General features: G+C 62.5%; 17 protein-coding genes. 6 read left to right on the top strand and 11 right to left on the bottom strand.

Annotated elements, in window-relative coordinates:
- Window positions 1-10 precede the first annotated feature (10 nt).
- The 7 genes from H6B15_RS11860 to H6B15_RS11830 form a co-directional block, all read right to left on the bottom strand.
- Window positions 11-631: a stage II sporulation protein R gene (locus tag H6B15_RS11860; protein ID WP_204648212.1), complete on the bottom strand. Its 621-nt coding sequence runs from the start codon at window positions 629-631 to the stop codon at window positions 11-13.
- 78 nt (window positions 632-709) lie between these two features.
- Complete coding sequence (gene ispE / locus H6B15_RS11855; protein ID WP_204648211.1) at window positions 710-1,618, bottom strand: 4-(cytidine 5'-diphospho)-2-C-methyl-D-erythritol kinase; 909 nt, start codon at window positions 1,616-1,618, stop codon at window positions 710-712.
- Window positions 1,619-1,642: 24 nt separating this feature from the next.
- Window positions 1,643-2,827: a pyridoxal phosphate-dependent aminotransferase gene (locus H6B15_RS11850; RefSeq protein WP_204648210.1), complete on the bottom strand. Its 1,185-nt coding sequence runs from the start codon at window positions 2,825-2,827 to the stop codon at window positions 1,643-1,645.
- Window positions 2,827-3,306: an Lrp/AsnC family transcriptional regulator gene (locus H6B15_RS11845; RefSeq protein ID WP_204648209.1), complete on the bottom strand. Its 480-nt coding sequence runs from the start codon at window positions 3,304-3,306 to the stop codon at window positions 2,827-2,829. Before H6B15_RS11845 ends, H6B15_RS11850 begins: the two co-directional genes overlap by 1 nt.
- A gap of 131 nt (window positions 3,307-3,437) precedes the next feature.
- The gene (locus tag H6B15_RS11840; protein ID WP_204648208.1) at window positions 3,438-4,208 is read right to left on the bottom strand and encodes a TIGR03915 family putative DNA repair protein; all 771 of its coding nucleotides are present in this window, start codon (window positions 4,206-4,208) and stop codon (window positions 3,438-3,440) included.
- Window positions 4,187-5,551 carry a putative DNA modification/repair radical SAM protein gene (locus tag H6B15_RS11835; protein ID WP_204648207.1) on the bottom strand — a complete coding sequence of 455 codons (1,365 nt, stop codon included), beginning with the start codon at window positions 5,549-5,551 and terminating at the stop codon, window positions 4,187-4,189. Before H6B15_RS11835 ends, H6B15_RS11840 begins: the two co-directional genes overlap by 22 nt.
- Window positions 5,552-5,749: 198 nt before the next feature.
- The gene (locus H6B15_RS11830; RefSeq protein WP_204648206.1) at window positions 5,750-6,370 is read right to left on the bottom strand and encodes a LexA family protein; all 621 of its coding nucleotides are present in this window, start codon (window positions 6,368-6,370) and stop codon (window positions 5,750-5,752) included.
- A 206-nt stretch (window positions 6,371-6,576) separates the two neighbouring features.
- Between H6B15_RS11830 and H6B15_RS11825 the strand changes: the two genes are divergently transcribed.
- Together H6B15_RS11825 and H6B15_RS11820 are read left to right on the top strand one after the other, a co-directional pair.
- The gene (locus tag H6B15_RS11825; protein ID WP_204648205.1) at window positions 6,577-6,852 is read left to right on the top strand and encodes a hypothetical protein; all 276 of its coding nucleotides are present in this window, start codon (window positions 6,577-6,579) and stop codon (window positions 6,850-6,852) included.
- Between the two features lie 144 nt (window positions 6,853-6,996).
- Entirely contained in the window at window positions 6,997-7,755 is a 759-nt protein-coding gene (locus H6B15_RS11820) for a copper homeostasis protein CutC (RefSeq protein WP_204648204.1), read from the top strand.
- 84 nt (window positions 7,756-7,839) lie between these two features.
- Here H6B15_RS11820 and H6B15_RS11815 read toward each other — a convergent pair whose 3' ends face one another.
- Window positions 7,840-9,225 carry an MATE family efflux transporter gene (locus H6B15_RS11815; protein WP_204648203.1) on the bottom strand — a complete coding sequence of 462 codons (1,386 nt, stop codon included), beginning with the start codon at window positions 9,223-9,225 and terminating at the stop codon, window positions 7,840-7,842.
- A 134-nt stretch (window positions 9,226-9,359) separates the two neighbouring features.
- Here H6B15_RS11815 and H6B15_RS11810 point away from each other — a divergent pair, with 134 nt between their 5' ends.
- From H6B15_RS11810 to H6B15_RS11800, 3 genes are read left to right on the top strand one after another with little or no spacing between them, the layout of a single operon-like run.
- The gene (locus tag H6B15_RS11810) at window positions 9,360-10,313 is read left to right on the top strand and encodes a leucine-rich repeat protein (RefSeq protein WP_204648202.1); all 954 of its coding nucleotides are present in this window, start codon (window positions 9,360-9,362) and stop codon (window positions 10,311-10,313) included.
- Window positions 10,314-10,360: 47 nt separating this feature from the next.
- Complete coding sequence (locus tag H6B15_RS11805) at window positions 10,361-11,734, top strand: vWA domain-containing protein (RefSeq protein WP_204648201.1); 1,374 nt, start codon at window positions 10,361-10,363, stop codon at window positions 11,732-11,734.
- Window positions 11,735-11,758: 24 nt separating this feature from the next.
- The gene (locus H6B15_RS11800; protein ID WP_204648200.1) at window positions 11,759-13,291 is read left to right on the top strand and encodes an ATP-binding protein; all 1,533 of its coding nucleotides are present in this window, start codon (window positions 11,759-11,761) and stop codon (window positions 13,289-13,291) included.
- Between the two features lie 86 nt (window positions 13,292-13,377).
- Here the strand turns inward: H6B15_RS11800 and H6B15_RS11795 are convergent, their stop codons facing one another.
- From H6B15_RS11795 to H6B15_RS11785, 3 genes are read right to left on the bottom strand one after another with little or no spacing between them, the layout of a single operon-like run.
- A complete protein-coding gene (locus H6B15_RS11795) occupies window positions 13,378-14,385 on the bottom strand; it encodes an NAD(P)H-dependent glycerol-3-phosphate dehydrogenase (RefSeq protein WP_345941984.1) in 1,008 nt (335 codons plus the stop codon).
- Between the two features lie 43 nt (window positions 14,386-14,428).
- Complete coding sequence (locus H6B15_RS11790; protein ID WP_204648198.1) at window positions 14,429-15,082, bottom strand: metallophosphoesterase family protein; 654 nt, start codon at window positions 15,080-15,082, stop codon at window positions 14,429-14,431.
- The gene (locus tag H6B15_RS11785; protein ID WP_204648197.1) at window positions 15,079-17,055 is read right to left on the bottom strand and encodes a BMP family ABC transporter substrate-binding protein; all 1,977 of its coding nucleotides are present in this window, start codon (window positions 17,053-17,055) and stop codon (window positions 15,079-15,081) included. The genes H6B15_RS11790 and H6B15_RS11785 overlap by 4 nt, the downstream gene beginning before the upstream one ends.
- 190 nt (window positions 17,056-17,245) lie before the next feature.
- Here H6B15_RS11785 and epsC point away from each other — a divergent pair, with 190 nt between their 5' ends.
- The gene (gene epsC / locus H6B15_RS11780; protein ID WP_204648196.1) at window positions 17,246-17,899 is read left to right on the top strand and encodes a serine O-acetyltransferase EpsC; all 654 of its coding nucleotides are present in this window, start codon (window positions 17,246-17,248) and stop codon (window positions 17,897-17,899) included.
- Window positions 17,900-18,016 lie beyond the last annotated feature (117 nt).

Genomic DNA, 18,016 nt, shown 5'->3' with positions numbered 1-18,016 from the left:
AAGTAAAGAATCAGGGTTGGGAGCCCAGCCGGTCGGTCAGGCCCCGGGCCGCATCCCACAGGGCAAAACGCACCTCGTACCCGCCGAACACCAGGGCATTTTCCTCGGCACTCGCATAGCGGGCCTCGCTGCTGCCCACGCACAGGGCCGGGTACAACACACAGAACCAGTTGTGGCCTTTTGCCTGCCCCAGCTCAATGCGCAGGGCCGTGTAGTTTCCGGCGGGCAGGCGGAAGGTGCCGTAGTCCTTGGCGTCAAAGGGCATTTCTTCCAGCCGCACCGCCACCGTCTGCCGCCCCTGCACCACCTCTTCGGCGATGGCTTTCAGCTGTGGCAGGGCCGCCCGCACCGACGCCACCGCCTGCTGCTTGCTCCGGGCGTCGGCGGTCAGGTCGGCCACCGTGTCCAGCACGGCGTCCCGGACCTGCAGTTTCAGCCGCTGGTCCCGGGGCGTGTCGCTGTTGGCCAGGATATGCAGGCGCAGGGTATCCCGGCAGATGTCCCGGCAGACCGCCCGGTATCGGGCCGCCGAAGCGCTGAGCAGGACGGTCAGTACGAAGGCGACGGCAAAGCCGATTTCCAGCACGCGGCGCGGGGAAACACGGCGGGAAAAATTGGATAAGTATTTCATGAACAGAACACCCCTTTCGCCGTCAGTATGGGCGAAAGGGGCGTTTTGGATGCAGCCCCGTACGGGGTTTCACATAATTCACACGTTGGCGGGTCCGGGCCGGCGGCGGGGTGTGGGGCGCACAAAGGCGCCGCCCCGGGTGGGCCTGGCCACATACACCTGTTTATATTGGCTGCGCAGGGCATCGGCGGCGGTGCGGGCCTGTTCTTCCCGGGCAAACGCCCCGAAAACCGCCGCCCCGGAACCGGTCATCAGGCTGGTGAGAGCGCCGTTTTCATTGAGAAGGGCGCAGATGGCCGGGGTTTCGGTGGCGCCGGAGCAGTGTTCCAGGGCATTGCCCGCCGCGGCGCAGACACCTTGCAGGTCATTTGCCCGCACGGCGGCTTCCTGCCGCTCGCAGTCGGGATGGACCGGACTGCCCATCTGGTCGTACCGCTGGAAGGCTTCCGGCGTGGAGATGCCCACACTGGGCATGACCACCACAAACCAACAGTCCGGGCAGGGCGGCAGGGGTTTGAGCAGGTCGCCCACACCCCGTACCCGGCAGGTACCGCCCATGAGAGCAAAGGGCACGTCCGCCCCGATGCCTGCCCCGATGGCGCAGAGTTCGCTCATGGAAAGGCGGGCGCCGTACAATTCATTCAGGCCCACCAACACACCGGCGGCGTCGGCACTGCCGCCGGCCATGCCGGCGCGCACCGGCACCTGCTTGTGGATGGTGATGTCCACCCCGGCCAGCAGGCCGGTATAGTCAAAGAAGGCCAGGGCTGCCTTGACCGCGGTGTTTTTATCATTCACCGGCACAAAACTGCCCGGCATGCGCAGGTTCAGGTAAGGGCTGCGGCGCAGTTCCAGCCGTTCGTACAGGTCGATGGTCTGCATGACCATGTCCAGATCATGGTATCCGTTGGGCAGGGTGCCCACCACGTCCAGGGACAGGTTCAGCTTGGCCGGGGCCAGCACGGTGACGATCTTTTTGGTTTGCACAGGGGATCTCCCCTTTCCTCGGGTTTATTGTTTGTCCTTCAGCCAGCCGTGTTCGTCCAGAAAACGGCGGATGCGGCGCATGGCCGTTTCCAGATGGTCCACACTGTAGGCGTAACTGATACGGGCAAAGCCCTCTCCCGACGCGCCGAAGGCATCACCGGGGACGATGGCCACTTCCTGTTCCCGCAGCAGCCGTTCGCAGAATTCCTCACTGGTCAGGCCGCTGACCCGGATGCAGGGAAATACGTAAAAGGCGCCCCGGGGTTCAAAGCAGGTCAGGCCCATATCGTTCAGAGCCTTGACCACATACCGACGGCGGCGGTTGTACTCATCCCGCATGATCTCGATTTCATCATCGCAGGAGCGCAAGGCCACAATGGCTGCATACTGGCTGGTGGTGGGGGCAGACATGATGCAGCTCTGGTGAATCTTGGTCATGACCGAGATCACCGGCTGCGGGCCCACCGCATATCCCAGGCGCCAGCCGGTCATGGCATAGGCTTTGCTGAAGCCGTTGACCACGATGGTGCGCTCTTTCATGCCGGGCAGGCTGGCAATGCTCACATGGCGGTCCAGGCCGTAGGTCAGCTCGGCGTAGATCTCATCCGAAAGGACCATGATGTCGGTGCCGCGCAGCACTTCGGCAATGCCTTCCAGGGTCTGGCGATCCATGACGGCACCGGTGGGGTTGTTGGGGAACGGCAGGATCAGCAGCTTGGTGCGGGGGGTGATGGCCGCGCGCAAGGCTTCCGGGGTCAGGCGGAATTCGTCCTCCGCCTTGGTGGCAATGTGCACCGGCACGCCTCCGGTGAGCTGGGTGATGGGCTCGTAGCAGACAAAGCAGGGTTCCGGGATGATGACCTCGTCCCCGGGAGCCACCAGGGCGCGGATGGTCATGTCGATGGCCTCGCTGCCGCCCACCGTGACCAGCACATTTTCCGGCTGATAGGAAAGGTCCATGCGCCGGTTCAGATACCGGCAGATTTCGGCGCGCAGCTCCTTGAGGCCGGCGTTGGCGGTGTATTTGGTCCGGCCCTGTTCCAGGCTGCGGATGCCCGCGTCCCGGATGCTCCAGGGGGTCTTGAAATCGGGCTCACCCACCCCCAAAGAGATGCAATGCGGCATATCCGCCGCCAAATCAAAAAACTTGCGGATGCCGGACGGCCGCATCTCCTTGGCAGCCGGCGCAAGCAGTTGGTCGTAATTCATCACAGCACCGTACACTCCCTGTCGTCAGCTTCTTCATTCTGGTACATCCGTCCGCCGCGCTTGTAGGTGCGCAGCACAAAGCTGGTGGCCGTGGACAGCACATCGTCCAGCGGAGACAGACGCTTGGCGACAAAGAGGGCGATTTCCTGGAAGCTGCGGCCCTTGATGGTGACCTGCAGGTCGTAGCCGCCGCTCATGAGCAGCACACTGTCCACCTCGTCAAAGCTGGCAATGACCGAGGCAATTTCGTCAAAGCCGCGACTTTTGCGGGGCGACACATGCAGTTCGATGGAGGCTTCCACCAGGTTGACGCCGGCGCGCTCCCAGTCCACCAGGGCTTCGTATCCGCGGATATAGCCCTTTTCCACCGCTTCGTCCATCATGGCAGCAACCTCCACCGGGGTCTTATCCATCATGGCGGCAATGTCTTCCACCGGCAGGCGGGCGTTCTTTTCCAGAATATGCAGCAATTCTTCCATAGTGCAGCTCCCCTTTTGCAAGTATCCTATGCGGCCGCCCCGCCACGGATGTCATCCGGCACGGCGGCCTTTTCCGATTATTATAGCATATTCTGCCAAAAGGCGGAAGTCCTTTTCGGCGCAGGGGCGTCTCAAGCGTCGGGCAGCGGGTCGGGCTGCATCTCGCACATATCCTGCCAGTACCGTTTGGGAGCGTGGTTCTGCTGACAGGCCGGATTGCGGCGTTCCTCAATGGTCAGCGCGTGGAAAAACCGCTTCCAAAGTGCCTGCCAGTCCTCCTCGGCGGGGTCGGGGGCCGGGGTATACTGTTTCATCTGCATATAGCACACCCGGCCGCTGCGGCGCAGCAGCGCCACCCCGTGGGTGGCGTCAAAGATCATGAAATCCTCATCCGGCAGGCGGCTGCAGAAGTGCCCCCGCAGCAGGGGTAGGATGCTGTGCCGGGGATGGATGATGGTACCCAACATGGTCCCACGCTGCTCAAAGCGCAGAAACTCAATGTATTTGCAGCTTTCGTTGTTGACAGACCGTTCCAGGGCAAAGGCCGCCGCCACATCGGCGTCCCCCAGCATCCGGGCGGCGGAAGGGCCCCGCTCAAAGCACAGCCGGGCAAACCGAAGCAAAACCAGTTCCTTGCCCGGTTCGTCGGCCAGAAAACCGGTGGTGATGCGTTCCCGCACCGCCGTGCCCAGTCGGTTCAGCCCCGCCGCCACACGGCGGGCCAATTCGGGGCGGGTTTCGATCTCCCGCTGGGAAAAAAGCGAGGTCTGGCCTTCGCTGGGCGGCAGCACCGCGGAGGGAATCTCCTTTTTGGAGAAGCTCTCAAAAATGCAGCACAAAAAACCCTGAAAGCTGCCGTCGTAGCAGTAGGACACATCACTCAAAGCCGCTTGGTAAGACATGTGAGGGCCTCCTGTCTGACAAGGTTCGCCGCCTGCCGGGCATCCATGCCGGCATCGGCCAGCTGATGTACTGCGGGCGCTGCTCCGGGCAGGGCGGTGGGGACAAACTCATCCAGGGAGAGCTGGTGCATTCCCACCCCGAAGGCGTTGGGATCCAGCAGGGCGGCAGCCACCTCGGCCCGGGTGCCCCGCACCGGGGCCCTGCCGTTGCAGGTGATGAAATACCGGGCCCGCTTGAGCACCACGCCGATGCGTTTGAGTTCCTCCAACCCAAGGTGCTGCTGGCGTCGGGCAGACAGAATCCGCTGCACGCTCTTGGGGCCGATGCCGGGCACCCGTAGCAGCTGGGCCTTGGTGGCGGTGTTTACCTCCACGGGGAAGTATTCCGGATGCCGCAGGGCCCAGTTGCATTTGGGGTCCAGGTAGGGGTCGAAATCCGGCTGCTCCTCGTTGAGGATCTCCTCCGCCGAAAACTGGTAAAACCGCAGCAGCCAGTCGGCCTGGTAAAGCCGGTGTTCCCGCAGCAAGGGCGGCTTTGTGGTGGTGGCGGGCAGGCGTGGGTCGGGCACCACCGGCAGATAGGCCGAGAAAAACACCCGTTTGAGCGCATATTTTTTGTAAAGGCCTTCGGTCAGGCGCAGGATGTGCAGATCGGTTTCCGGGGTGGCGCCGATGATCATCTGGGTGCTCTGCCCGGCCGGAGCAAACGCCGGGGCATGACGGTACACAGCCAGTTCCCGCCGGCTTTGGGCAGTGCGCTGGGCAATCTGCCCCATGGGGCGCAGTATTCCCGCCCGCTGCTTGTCCGGGGCCAGCCGCTGCAGGCTGGCTTCGCTGGGCAGTTCGATATTCACCGACAACCGGTCAGCCAAAAGCCCCAGCCGTTCCACCAGCTGCGGATCGGCGCCGGGAATGGCCTTGGCGTGGATGTACCCGTTGAAGCGGTATTCCTGCCGCAGAATGCGCAGGGCCTCGATCATCTTTTCCATGGTGGCGTCGGGGCTTCCCAGTACCGCACTGGAAAGAAACAGACCTTCAATGTAATTGCGGCGGTAAAAGCCGATGGTCAGTTCCGCCAGTTCCCGGGGGGTGAAGGTGGCCCGGGGGATGTCGTTGGTACGGCGGTTGACGCAGTAGCTGCAATCGTAGCAGCAGGCGTTGGAGTAAAGGACCTTCAGCAGCGACACACACCGCCCGTCCGGCGTGAAGGCATGACAGATGCCGGCGGCCCGGCAGCTGCCCAAAGATCCGTGTTTGCCGGCCCGCTCCACCCCGCTGGAGGTACAGGCCACATCGTACTTGGCACTGTCGGCCAGAATTTCCAGCTTTTGTGCAAGATCCATGGCAGCGGCCCTCCTGCGGCCGAAAAAAGGCAGTAAAAAGAAAGCCCGTCCTCCTGCCGGGTTCCGGCATTCCGGCGGGCTGCCGGAAAAGTTTTCTCAATCCCATAACCGGGACTGTTGTTTTGGGATGGACCGGGAAAAGTCCGGATTAAAGGACCAGCCCGGCGCTATACTGATTTTGTAAGGAGCAAAGAGCTCTTACCACTTGGCCTTGGTCTCCACGACCTTGCCCGCAATGTACAGATGATCCAGGTCCTCCCCCTTGATGACCACCTCGTCGTACGCCGGGTTGAAGGGATGCAGCACCACCGAGTTGCCGCGTTGAATGTACTTTTTCAGGGTTCCTTCCCCGTCCACACCGAACACGATGACCCCCAGGTCACCGTTGTCCAAAGTGGACTGGCGGCGCACCAGGGCCAGGTCCCCATCCGAAATGCGGGGTTCCATACTGTCGCCCTTGACCACCAGATAAAAATAGTTCTGCGGGTCCTTCACGCTGGCATATTCTTTGCCATAGTCCTCCTCAAAGGCAAGGGCGCCGTACCCGGCGCGCACCGTGCCCACCACCGGCACCAGACACTGCTCATACCGTGCCATGGCGTCCTGGGCGATGGTGGCAGCCGCATTGTGCAGGCCCAGCAGGGCGTCGGCGGTGGTGTCCAGAATTTCGGCCAGGCGGGCCACCGTCTGGGGGTCCGGGGTGGAACGGCCGGTTTCCCATTTGCCCACCGCCTGCTGGGTGACCCCCAACAGCCGGGATACTTCGGCCTGGCTGTACTTTTTGGCCTTGCGGGCCTGTTTCAAGCGCTCTGAAAACATCTGCAAGCTCCTTTTCCGGCGGAGGATGCCGGGGTTCTTTGATGGTTTTATTATACAACCAATGGTAGTTTCTGTAAAGAGAAAATTTTGGAAATATTCCAAACAAAAGTTGTTTTTTTGTGTTGACAACAACCGAAAGTTGTATTATCATAGAGGCATAAAACAACAGATGGTTGTGATTGATACAGTTTGCGGAGGTATGGATCATGAACTTTCAGACAATCAAACAACAGATCTATCAGTTCCTGTTCACGGTGATGGGCTTCCTGCTGCTGGTCATTGTGTGTGCGGTTGTGCAGGGCAGCCTGGCCCTGCCCCTGGCCCTGGCGCTGGGGGTAGCTGACCTGGTGGGCATGAACATCGTCTGTGGCCTGGCTTCGGCCAAACCCGCCGCCCAGGCCCGCCGCGTACCCGTACGCCGGGACGCCTCCCTGCGCCGCAACGTGCCCCTGCGGGTGGTGCGCGGCGGACGGGCCGCCTGAGAACAGTTTCCCCGCTTATCATATAACTGCACCATGCCCCCGCCGGAATTTTTCGGTGGGGGCACTGTGCTTTTCGGAGGCTGCGTGGTATACTAAGGCAAAATCAACAGAGCCGGAATCCGGCCGGAAGAAGGGAATCCCATCATGAATCATCTTTTGGAAGTCTGTGTGGACAGTCTGGCTTCGGCCCGGGCGGCCGTGGCGGGCGGCGCCGACCGTCTGGAACTGTGCAGTGCCCTGGCCGTGGGCGGGCTGACCCCCTACGCCGCCCTGCTGGCCCAGATCCGGGCGGAAAGTGATATCCCGGTGCGCTGCCTCATGCGCCCTCGCCCCGGGGACTTTCTGTACACCCTGGAAGAGATCGACCTGCTTTGCGCCCAGATTCCGGTGCTGCGCCAGGCCGGTGCCGACGGATTCGTGATCGGTGTGCTCACCGCCGATGGTGATCTGGACATGGAGGCCACCCGGCGGCTGGTCGAGGCCGCCGGGCCCGGTGCCGGACTGACCCTGCACCGGGCTATCGATGTATCCCGTGACCCGGTCAGGACCTACCGGGATGCCGCCGCCCTGGGCATAGACACGGTGCTCACCAGCGGGGCCGCCGCTTCCTGCGGGGAGGGGCGGGCTGTCCTATCCTCCCTGCTGGCCGAGCGGGACCGCCTGGACGGTCCCGAAGTGCTCATCGGGGCCGGCGTCAACGCCGAGGTAATCCGGGAGCTTTGCCATGTGCTGCCCCGGGCACGGGCCTTCCATATGAGCGGCAAGGCGGAACGGGAAAGCGGAATGCAGTTCCGCCGGGAAGGAGTGCCCATGGGGCTGCCCGGTCTGGACGAATGGCACATCCAGCAGACCAGCGCATCGGCGGTACGCGCCGCCCGGCAGGCACTGGACAAGTCTGTCTGAATTTTCAACAAACAAGGCCTCCGCCGTGGAATATGGCGGAGGCCTTGTCATTTACAACACAGTATGGCGTTCGTCGGCTGCTGTTCAGCCTTCGGCCGCGGCGTTTTTCGCCGTGCGGGCCGCAATGCAGCGCTGCATCCAGCCCCCCCGCAGGTAATAGACGGCAAAGAGCAGGCTGGCCAGGGCCCAGGTGATGGGATAGCTGGCTTCCACCATGAGGATGGTGTGGAAGCGCGGCACCACCAGCAGCAGCCAGGCCACCCGCAGGCCGCACACGCCAAAGACGGTGATGAGGGTGGGCACGCGGACATCGCCGCAGCCGCGCAGAGCCCCCGAAAAGATTTCGATGCAGACATAGGTGATGTAGGTGGGGACCAGGAAATGCATCATCTGCACGCCCTGGGCCACCACCGCGTCGTCCTGGCTGAACAGCCGGAAAGCCAGCTCGGCCAGAGGGTAAAGTGCCAGGCTGATGGCCACGGTGGTGCCCGCCGCCATCTCCAGGCAAACCCGGGTGCCCCGATGCACACGGTCATACAGCTGCGCGCCGAAGTTCTGCCCCGCAAAGGTGGTGATGGCGATGCCGAAGGAGCTGACCGTCATCCAGAACAAGAAGTCGATCTTGCCGTAAACGCTCCAGGCTGCCACCGCCGTGGTACCGAAACCGTTCACCGCCGCCTGAATCACGATGTTGCTGATGCTGTACAGCGCCGACTGAGCCGCGCTGGGCAGGCCGATGCGGCAGATGTCCGACAGCACCGCCGGGTCCGGCCGCATGCGGGACGCCGTCAGGTGCCAGGGCATGCCGTTGGAACCGGCCAGGCAGCGGATGGTCAGCACGGCGCTGGCCAGCTGGCTGATGATGGTGGCCAGCGCCGCACCGGCCACGCCCCAGCTGAACCCGGCCACAAAGACGATGTCCAGCACAATGTTGACCAGGGACGCAATGAGCAGGAAGTACAGCGGGCGTTTGCTGTCCCCCACCGCCCGCAGAATGTTGGTGCCCATGTTGTAGATGATCTGGGGGATCATACCCAGAAAGTAGATCTGCAGATACAGGGTGGCGGCGTCGATGATCTCGGCCGGGGTCTGCATGAGCAGCAGCACACCCCGGCTGGTCACCAGGCCCAGCACCGTCAGCACCGCGCCGCCCAGAACGGCCATGGACAGGGCGGTGTGCACCTGACGGTCCACCGCTTCCACGTTGCCGGCACCGTAGCTTTGGGCGATGACCACGCCGGCACCGCTGCAAAGCCCCACAAACACCCCCACCAGAAGCTGCACGAAAGCGCCGGTGGCCCCCACCGCCGCCAGGGCCTGGGTGCCCACAAAATTACCGACGATCAGGGTATCGGCGGTGTTGTACAGCTGCTGGAACAGAGTTCCGAACCAGATGGGCAGAAAGAACAAAAGCAGCTGACGGGGAATGGAACCCGTCAGGATTGCGTTTTGATCATGTGACGTGCGCATAAAACCTTGTATCCTCCCTACGATCTCCTTTGAATTTCTTACACGGCGGGGAATTGTGTTTCCCGTCCCAACATTTTATGCTATAATAGCCCTGTTGTAAAGACCCGGACCAGATTTGCAAAGGAGGGGAAGGCATGTCTGCTGCGGTCAGTGTACTTTGGGAACCCTGCGCCGGCGGCGCCCGGGTGCTGCGTCTGTTCGGGGACTCCCCCTGTCCCGCAGTGCCGGACAAGGTGGGCGGGCTGCCCGTCACCGAGATCGGCCCTTATTGTTTTTCCGCCCGCCGGGACCCCGAGGGCGGAAAACTGGAAATTCCGGCAGGTGCTCCCTCTTCCGATCACCCCATCTGTGGGGAATTTGTGGAGGAAGTGACCCTGCCGGACAGCGTGTGCGCCCTGCACAACGGCGCTTTCTACAACTGCCGGTCTCTGCGCCGCCTGACGGTGGGACCCGGGCTGGAAAGCCTGGGCAGCGACCTGTTCACCAACTGCCGTTCCCTGCGCACCTTTGCCCTGCGGGCCGCCCCCGACCAGCCCACCGGGCTGAAAAAGATGCTGGCCGCCATATCCGGCGGCATCGGAGTGGAGTTCTGCAGCGGGGCCCAGCCTGCCCGGCTGTATTACCCCGAATATTCCGAATATATGGATGAAAACACCCCCGCCCACATCTTCAACCGCGGTATCCAGGGGGTGGGGTACCGGTATCGCCAGTGCTTTGCCCAGGGCGGCCTGGCTTTTGCCGAGTACGATGCCGCCTTTTCCATGGCCGATGCGGAGGAATCTCCCTCCGGACTGTGCCGGGTGGCGCTGGACCGGCTGTGCACCCCCGTCCAGCTGAATGAGGACGCCCGGGCCCGGTATGGGGCTTATCTGGGCAGTCATGCCGACGACGCCCTGGCCCTGGTGCTGGCCGACCGGGACGCCGCCGCCCTGCAGGTGCTGGGCACCGTGCTGGACCCCCAGGCCCGCCGGGAAGGTGCGCTTTCCTGCGGCGGCGCCGGATGGAGCGAGGGCGCTGCCCTGCTGCTGGCCGGAACCGCCGGCAGCGGGCACAAGCCCAAAAAAAGCTACGATTTTGACGACCTGTGACCGGGCTTGACCGGCCAGGGATTTCCTATACAAAGGAGGGCAGGACCATGCCGCAGCATGTTCAGACACAGGCCGAATGGGAACAAACCATGGCAAAACGCGCCATGGAACTGACCCGCAGCGAGTTGTATATCCAGCTGCGCTACCTGAACGCGGCGCTGGGGGCGCTGACCCTGACCCCCGATCCGGAACCGGAGCGAGGCCCCGCCACCAACGGGGCGGCGCTGTGTTACGGTCCCGCGTGGGTGCTGCGCATCTACCGCAAAAACCGGAAATATCTGGCCCGGGCCTATCTGCACAGCGTTCTGCACTGCATCTTCCGGCATCCCTGGCTGCGGGATCGCCGGGACCCGGCCCTGTGGGGCCTGGCCTGCGACATTGCGGTGGAGCACACCCTGGACACCCTGGAGGTAAAGGCCCTGGCCCGGCCGGTGAGCTGGCTGCGGCAGAAGACCTACGCCGGACTGAAGGAAAGCTGCAAGTTTCTGGCAGCAGGGCCCATTTACCGGGCCTTAGCCGGGCGCAGCGCCGGGGAGCTGGACACTTTGCAGCAGGAATTTTATTGTGACAGCCACCGCCTTTGGCCCGATGACCCGGACTCCCCCGCCGCCCAGATGCTGGGCCGCCAGTGGGAACAGCTGGGTCGGGAAACCCAGCTGAGCATGCAGCAGGCAGGGCGCCAGGCCGGGGAGGCCGCCGGTGCCCAGACCCTGGCCGCACAGGTGGAAGCCGGGCGCAGCCGTCGGCTGTACAAGGACTTCCTGCGCCGGTTTGCGGTGCTGCGGGAGGAATCCAAGCTGGACCTGGACGAGTTTGACCTGGGCTACTACACCTACGGTCTGAACACCTACGGCAACATGCCGCTGATCGAACCGCTGGAAACCCGGGAGAGCAAAAAAATCCGGGATCTGGTCATTGTCATCGACACCAGCGAATCCACCGCCGGGGATCTGGTCAAGGCCTTTCTGCGGGAGACCTTCGGCCTGCTGAAAACCTCCGGCAGCTTTTTCAGCCGCTGCAACATTGTGGTCATGCAGTGCGACGATGCCGTGCGGGACATCACCTTTTTGCAGGACACCGAAACCCTGGAAAAATATGCCGCCGCCCTGACCCTAAACGGGGGCGGCGGAACGGATTTCCGCCCGGCCTTTGCCCGCATCGACGAGCTACAGAAGGAAGGACGGCTGCGGGACTTGCAGGGGGTGCTGTACTTTACCGACGGCAAGGGGACCTTTCCCGCAAGGCCCCCCGCGTATCAGACCGCTTTTCTCTTTCTGGAGGACGGCGCCCCGCCCCCGGAAGTGCCTCCCTGGGCCATCCGGCTGGTACTGGCCCCGGAAGAGTTTATGCCCCAACAAAAGGCGGAAAAGCCCGCCCTGGACTGGCAGGAATGGGACCCCGACGAACTGCCCCAGCTGTAAACCATCGGGAAGGAGCACGCAAGCATGGACATCAAACGCGCCAAGCAGGAAATTGAAAATACCGTCAAGGCTTATCTTGCCACCGACGACACCGGCACTCCCCTGATTCCGCCGGTACGTCAGCGGCCCATCCTCCTCATGGGCCCTCCGGGCATCGGCAAGACCCAGATCATGGAGCAGATTGCCCGGGAGTGCGGCATCGCCCTGGTGGCCTACACCATCACCCACCACACCCGCCAGAGCGCCGTGGGTCTGCCCTTCATCCGGCACCGCCATTACGACGGTGTGGACCGCAGCGTCACCGAGTACACCATGAGCGAGATCATTGCCAGCTGCTACGACAAGATGGAGCAGACCGGCCTGAAAAACGGCATTCTTTTCATCGACGAGATCAACTGCGTGTCCGAGACCCTGGCCCCCACCATGCTGCAGTTCTTGCAGGGCAAGACCTTCGGCAACCAGCCGGTGCCCGCCGGATGGGTCATTGTGGCCGCCGGCAACCCGCCGGAATACAACAAGAGCGTGCGGGACTTCGACCTGGTCACCCTGGACCGGGTGCGCCGCATCGACATCGAACCGGAGCTGTCGGTCTGGCAGGAATATGCCCGGGCCCACCGGCTGCATCCCGCCGTGACCGCCTATCTGGAGCTGCGGCCCCAGCATTTCTACAAGATCGAAAACGACGTGGACGGGCCGAAGTTTGTCACCGCCCGCGGGTGGGAAGATCTGTCCGCCTACCTGCAGGCCGCCGGTGCCCTGGGCCTGCCCGCCGACGAGGAAGTTATCGGGCAGTATCTGCGTCACCCCGATGTGGCCCGGGATTTTGCCGCCTACTGGGCTTTGTACCAGAAATACCGCGCCGATTACGGCGTGGAGGACATTCTGCAGGGCAAGCCCTTCGACGCGGTGCTGGACCGCGCCCTGAACGCCGCCTTTGATGAGCGGATGAGCCTGGTCAGTCTGCTGCTGGCCGGTCTGAACGCCCGGTTTGCCAAGGCCCGGCAGACCGACGAGGCCACCGATGCCTGCTACCAGCAGCTGCGCAGTTTCAAGCGTGCGCTGAATGCCGGGAGCGATGATCCGGTCTCTGTTTTCAATGCCCAGTGCGACGCCTATGAAGACCAGCTGGCTGCCAACAAAGCGGCAGGCCGTCTGACCGCGGCCCAGGCGGCCGCCCACAGCAGGGCCGCCGCACTGCTGCACAGCTGGGGGAAAAAGCTGGAGCCCAGCATGGACGACGAGGAAGCCTTCGACACGGTGCGCGCCGGGTTCAATGCCCAGGTCCGCCGCCGGGAGGAGGCCGTGGCCGTGGCCGGGGATGCCCTGGAAGCCGCCTTCAACTTTATGGAACGGGCGTTTTCCGACACCCAGGAAATGGTGGTGTTTGTGAACGAGCTGGCCCTGGGACCGGATTCCGCCGCTTTCCTGTCCGAAAACGAGTGCGAACGGTTTGACAAGTACAGCCGCAGCCTGCTGCTGAACCAGAAGCAGGACGCTTTGCTGGCCGAACTGGAGCGGGACGACCTGCGCCGCAGTGAGGGAAGTCTGGCGTTCTGAAGTTTTCCACAAGAAGGATAAAAACCGCTCTGCCGGATTGGCAGAGCGGTTTTTGTTTGTCTGATTCCAAAACGCAGGGGCAGGGGTTACTCCTTTTTCAGGTCCCGGCCCATGAGGGATGCCACGGCGTTGCGGGCTTCCAGGTGACCGGACAGAATATCGGCCACCACTTCCACAATGGGCATTTCCACCTTGTATTTCTTGGCCAGCTTGTGGGCGGCGGGCAGAGCGTTGATGCCTTCCACCACCTGGCCCACTTCCTTCTTGGCGGTCTCGGCGTCCATGCCCCGGCCCATGAGCATGCCGGCGTGCAGGTTGCGGCTGTGCATGCTGGTGCAGGTCACAATCAGGTCGCCCATGCCGGAAAGCCCCGCAAAGGTGCTGGCCTGGCAGCCCATGGCCACCCCCAGGCGGGACAGTTCGGCGTTGCCCCGGGTGATCAGGGCCGCCTTTGCGTTGTCGCCGTAGCCCAGGCCCAGGGCCACACCCACGGCCAGCGCAATCACATTCTTGATGGCGCCGCCCAGCTCCACGCCCCGGCGGTCGTTGTTGGTGTATACCCGGAAATTGGCGTTGGTGAAGGTTTTCTGCACCTGTTTGGCGGCGGATTCGTCCTCGCTGGCCGCCACGATCAGGGTGGGCAGGTCCCGGGCCACCTCCTCCGCATGGGTGGGACCGGACAGGGCCACCACCCGGCAGGCTTCGTGGCCGGGTACCTTGGCCAGTTCGTCCTCAATGATCTCGGACATGGTCATCAGGGTCTTTTCCTCAATGCCCTTGGCCACATCCACAATGATCTGGCCGTCCGGAATATATTTGGCCGCCTTTTTGGCGGTGGATCGTACAAACACCGACGGCACCGCAAACACCAGCAGGTCCCGCCCGGTGCAGATTTCGGCCACATCGGCGGTATAGTGCATGGTGGCAGGCAGTTCCATGCCGGGCAGGTTGGGGTGCCGGTGGGTGGTGGCCATGTTCTTGAGTTCTTCGGGCAGGGCGCTCCACATGGTCACATCGTGGCCGTTCACGGCCAGCAGGCGTGCCAGTGCCGTACCCCAGGTTCCGGCCCCCAAAACACCGATCTTCTGTTTCATAATCATGCCTCTTTCCGGCCGGGAACTCCCCGCCTGTTTGTCATTATCGGTTCATGCCGCGCCAGCGGGCCAGCAGCCCCTGGTGCGCCGGACGCTCCGGCCTGTCCGGCAGTTCGATGGTAAAACGCTCAAACGCATTGATGATGCGCGTCTGGCCGTACTGATGCTCCCGCTCCATATTGGCTCCGTAGGTCAGATGAATATGCCCGTGAAGCATAACGGCGGGTTTATAGGTATCCAAAATTTCCCGAAAGACCGTGAATCCGCGGTGCGCCAGGTCGTTCATGTCACCGTATTCGTGCAGCGGTGCATGGGTCACCAGCACATCCACCCCACCTGCCCGGGCGATCTTGCCCCGGACACGGCGGATGCGGCGACGCATTTCCGCTTCGGTAAACTGCCAGGCCCCACTGCGATACCGGCAGCTGCCCCCCAGGCCCAAAAAACGATATCCTTTATAGCAAAACACATCGTCGTCGATGCACAGCGCCCCTGTGGGCGGGCGGTTGTCATAGCTTTCGTCGTGATTGCCATGCACATACACCACCGGCACCGGCGCTACGGTTGCCAGAAAGGTCATATACTGGATGCTCAGGTCGCCGCAGCCGACAATCATATCGTAGCCGCGCAGTTTTTCCGGTTCGTAATAGTCCCAGAGATACTTGGATTCCTCATCCGCAACGGCCAGAAGCCTCATAGCACAGCCTCCTTGTCCACCGGCAGACTGTCGCGGTGGATTCCTTGCATGCGGTACATCGGCTTGGATGCTTCGGTCAGCTCGTCAAATTCCGGAATGCGCCCGTCCACGGCATCGCACAGCCAGTCCATATGCAGAATCTGCTCGGGTGCAAACCCGGAATGTCCTTCGTTCATCAGGGTTCCGTCCTGGGCCACAATGTGGCAGGCGAAGGGATCGATGCCCCCCGCAATGATGCCCTGGCGCAGAATACCGGCCAGATGGCGCACATCGTGGGGCAGTTCCCGGCTGAACAGCACGTCCATGACGCCGCTGTTCATTCCCCACCAGTAGTTCACCGCCCGGGGGGTGTCGCCGTCGGCGGCATCCTTGGCCCAGGCACCGTTGAGCACGCTGCGGATAACGTTTTCATAGAACTGGCCCCAGTGCCAGAAGGGAGAGGCCAGGTCTTCCAGACGTCCGCCGGGCCGGATCATGAAGATGCCGAACTCCTGAGGCGGGCGGCCGGGGGCCGGGGTGTCCCGGCCGGAAATGATGGTGATGCCCTTGGCGTTGAATTCCTGCATGGGCTCGCCGGGCAGGCAGGTCCACTGCAGATCGATGCGCACGTTGGGGTTGACCATGCGCGCGCCCAAAGCAAAGGCGTTGATGTTGGCGGGGGTGCCAAAGCTGGGATAATCGGCCACATACCCGATACGCTCGCCGCGGCTCATGGCGCCGGCAATGGCGCCGCTGATGAACTTGGCCTCATACACGCGGGTGTAGTAGGTGCGGATGCTGGTATAGGGCATATCCACCGAGCAGTTCAGGATACGCACCTCCGGATGCTTGAGGGCGGCGCGCAGGGAGGCGCCCACCAGCTTGGGGCTGGTGGTGAAGACGATGTCCGCCCCCTCGGCGATGGCCTGTTCCACCAGTTCGTCGGCATTCTGCCCCGCCACGGCACCGTGGTAGGCCACCGTCTCCACCTGGCCCGGGAACACCTGGTCCAGCTGGCAGCGGCCAAACTCGTGCTGGCTGGTCCAGGTACTGGTTTCGGGGGTGCGCTCGTTCACAAAGGCCACCTTCAGGTGGGTGGGCGCACTGTTGGTGCGGATACCGGGCAGAATCCGGTTGAGCAGATTGGGCTGGGCCGGGGACGGCTCGGCAGGCTGGGTGCTCAGCTTGACTGGCTGGGGGTTCTGGATGGCCAGCACGTCCGGCCAGACCGCCTCAATGGCCTTGGCCAGTTCCGACGGCGTGCGCTGCTTCAGGTCATCCACCTTGTACAGACGGATGAGCAGCAGCAACACATCCCCCACCGTGGGGCGCATGGACTCGCCGCCCTTGGCATAGTAGGCCTTTTTGATCCAGTTGTACAACGAAAGAATGTCCGCCCGCTCCTCGGCGGTCCATTTTTCGCCGGGGGCTTTGCCCATGGCTTTCTGCAGGCGGGCATAGCTGCCCTCCTGGGTGAAGGTCAGGGTGTAAATACCGCAGATGGGATAAAACTCCACAAACTCATAATACTGCCGGATCTGGGGGTTGTCGCTGTACCGCGGCATGATCCGGGTCACGTTGGCGGCGATGGAATCCGCCCCGAAATACTTCAGCACGCTGACCCGCTTGTTGCCTTCCTGCACATAAAAACGCCCCAGATACTCAAAGCAGCGGATGGGGTCACGGATGCCCTCCTCCACATGGGCCTGGCACAAAGATACCCACTTGTTGGCAAACTCGGTCTTGGGGCTGAGCAGCGGCAGAAAATTGGAGGCAAAGGCCGCCGTGCGTCCCGCCGTCTTGGTGCCTACCACCAGTTCCAGCGGAATTTCCACAATGCCGATGGGCAGCTGATTTTCAATATTGGCATTCTGCAGGATATCGTCCAGCACCGGCAGATACGGGTACTGGCCCGCCGCCATCTTTTCACGGTAATCGCGCTGCGCCCGTTTTTGCGCATGTGCGTATTCTTCCAGTGCTTCCACTCGAGTCATACTTTTGCCCCCTGTCCTTTCCCTGATTTCCTTTCTTCTTTCCCAGTTTGGGCCGGACGTCCCGGCCGCATCGCATATGTAAGTATTATATCATATTCCCCCACGGCGGAAAAGGGATTGCGTTGCCTTTTTGCCGAAAATATGGTATTGTTATTCCGTTAGTGATTTTATGGGAAAAGAGGTAGCCAACATGGGCCTGTGGGCAGATGCAAAAAATATTCGGGACAAGGACCCCGCGGCACGCAACGTGCTGGAGGTGATCCTGCTGTATCCGGGCTTTCATGTGCTGGTGACCCACCGCATCGCCCATTGGCTGTACTGTCACAAGCTGCTGTTCCTGGCCCGCCTGGTCAGCCAGCTTTCCCGGCATCTGACCGGCATTGAGATTCATCCCGGTGCCAAGATCGGACAGCGGCTGTTCATCGACCACGGCATGGGCATCGTCTTCGGCGAAACCACCGAGATCGGCGACAACTGCACCATCTACCACGGGGTCACCCTGGGCGGCACCGGCAAGGACACCGGCAAGCGCCACCCCACCGTGGGCAACAATGTGCTCATCGGGGCCGGTGCCAAGGTGCTGGGGCCTGTGTTCATCGGGGATAATGTGCGGGTGGGCGCCGGCAGTGTGGTGCTGCACAACCTGCCCGCCAACGCCACCGCCGTGGGCATTCCCGCCGAGGTGGTGCGGGTGAACAACATCCGCTGCTGCCCCGCCGATGACCTGGACCAGCAGGATCTGCCGGACATGCAATTGCAGCGCATCCAGCAGCTGGAAGCCCGGCTCAGCCGCATTGAAGCCAAACTGCAGGGCGAATACCCGCCCGACAAACCCAGAACATGAACAAAAACACCCGCGACCCTTTCCTGTCGGTGAACAGGTCCGTAAAAAGTAGACAATAGACAAAAAACCTCCCCGTGTAGGATAATAGAACTACACGAGGAGGTTTTGCTATGCCCA

The organism is Gemmiger formicilis, from assembly GCF_016900095.1.
Lineage (GTDB): Bacteria > Bacillota > Clostridia > Oscillospirales > Ruminococcaceae > Gemmiger > Gemmiger formicilis_A.
The sequence above is the reverse complement of the archived record's forward strand: the minus strand, read 5'-3'. Positions and strand labels throughout refer to the sequence as shown.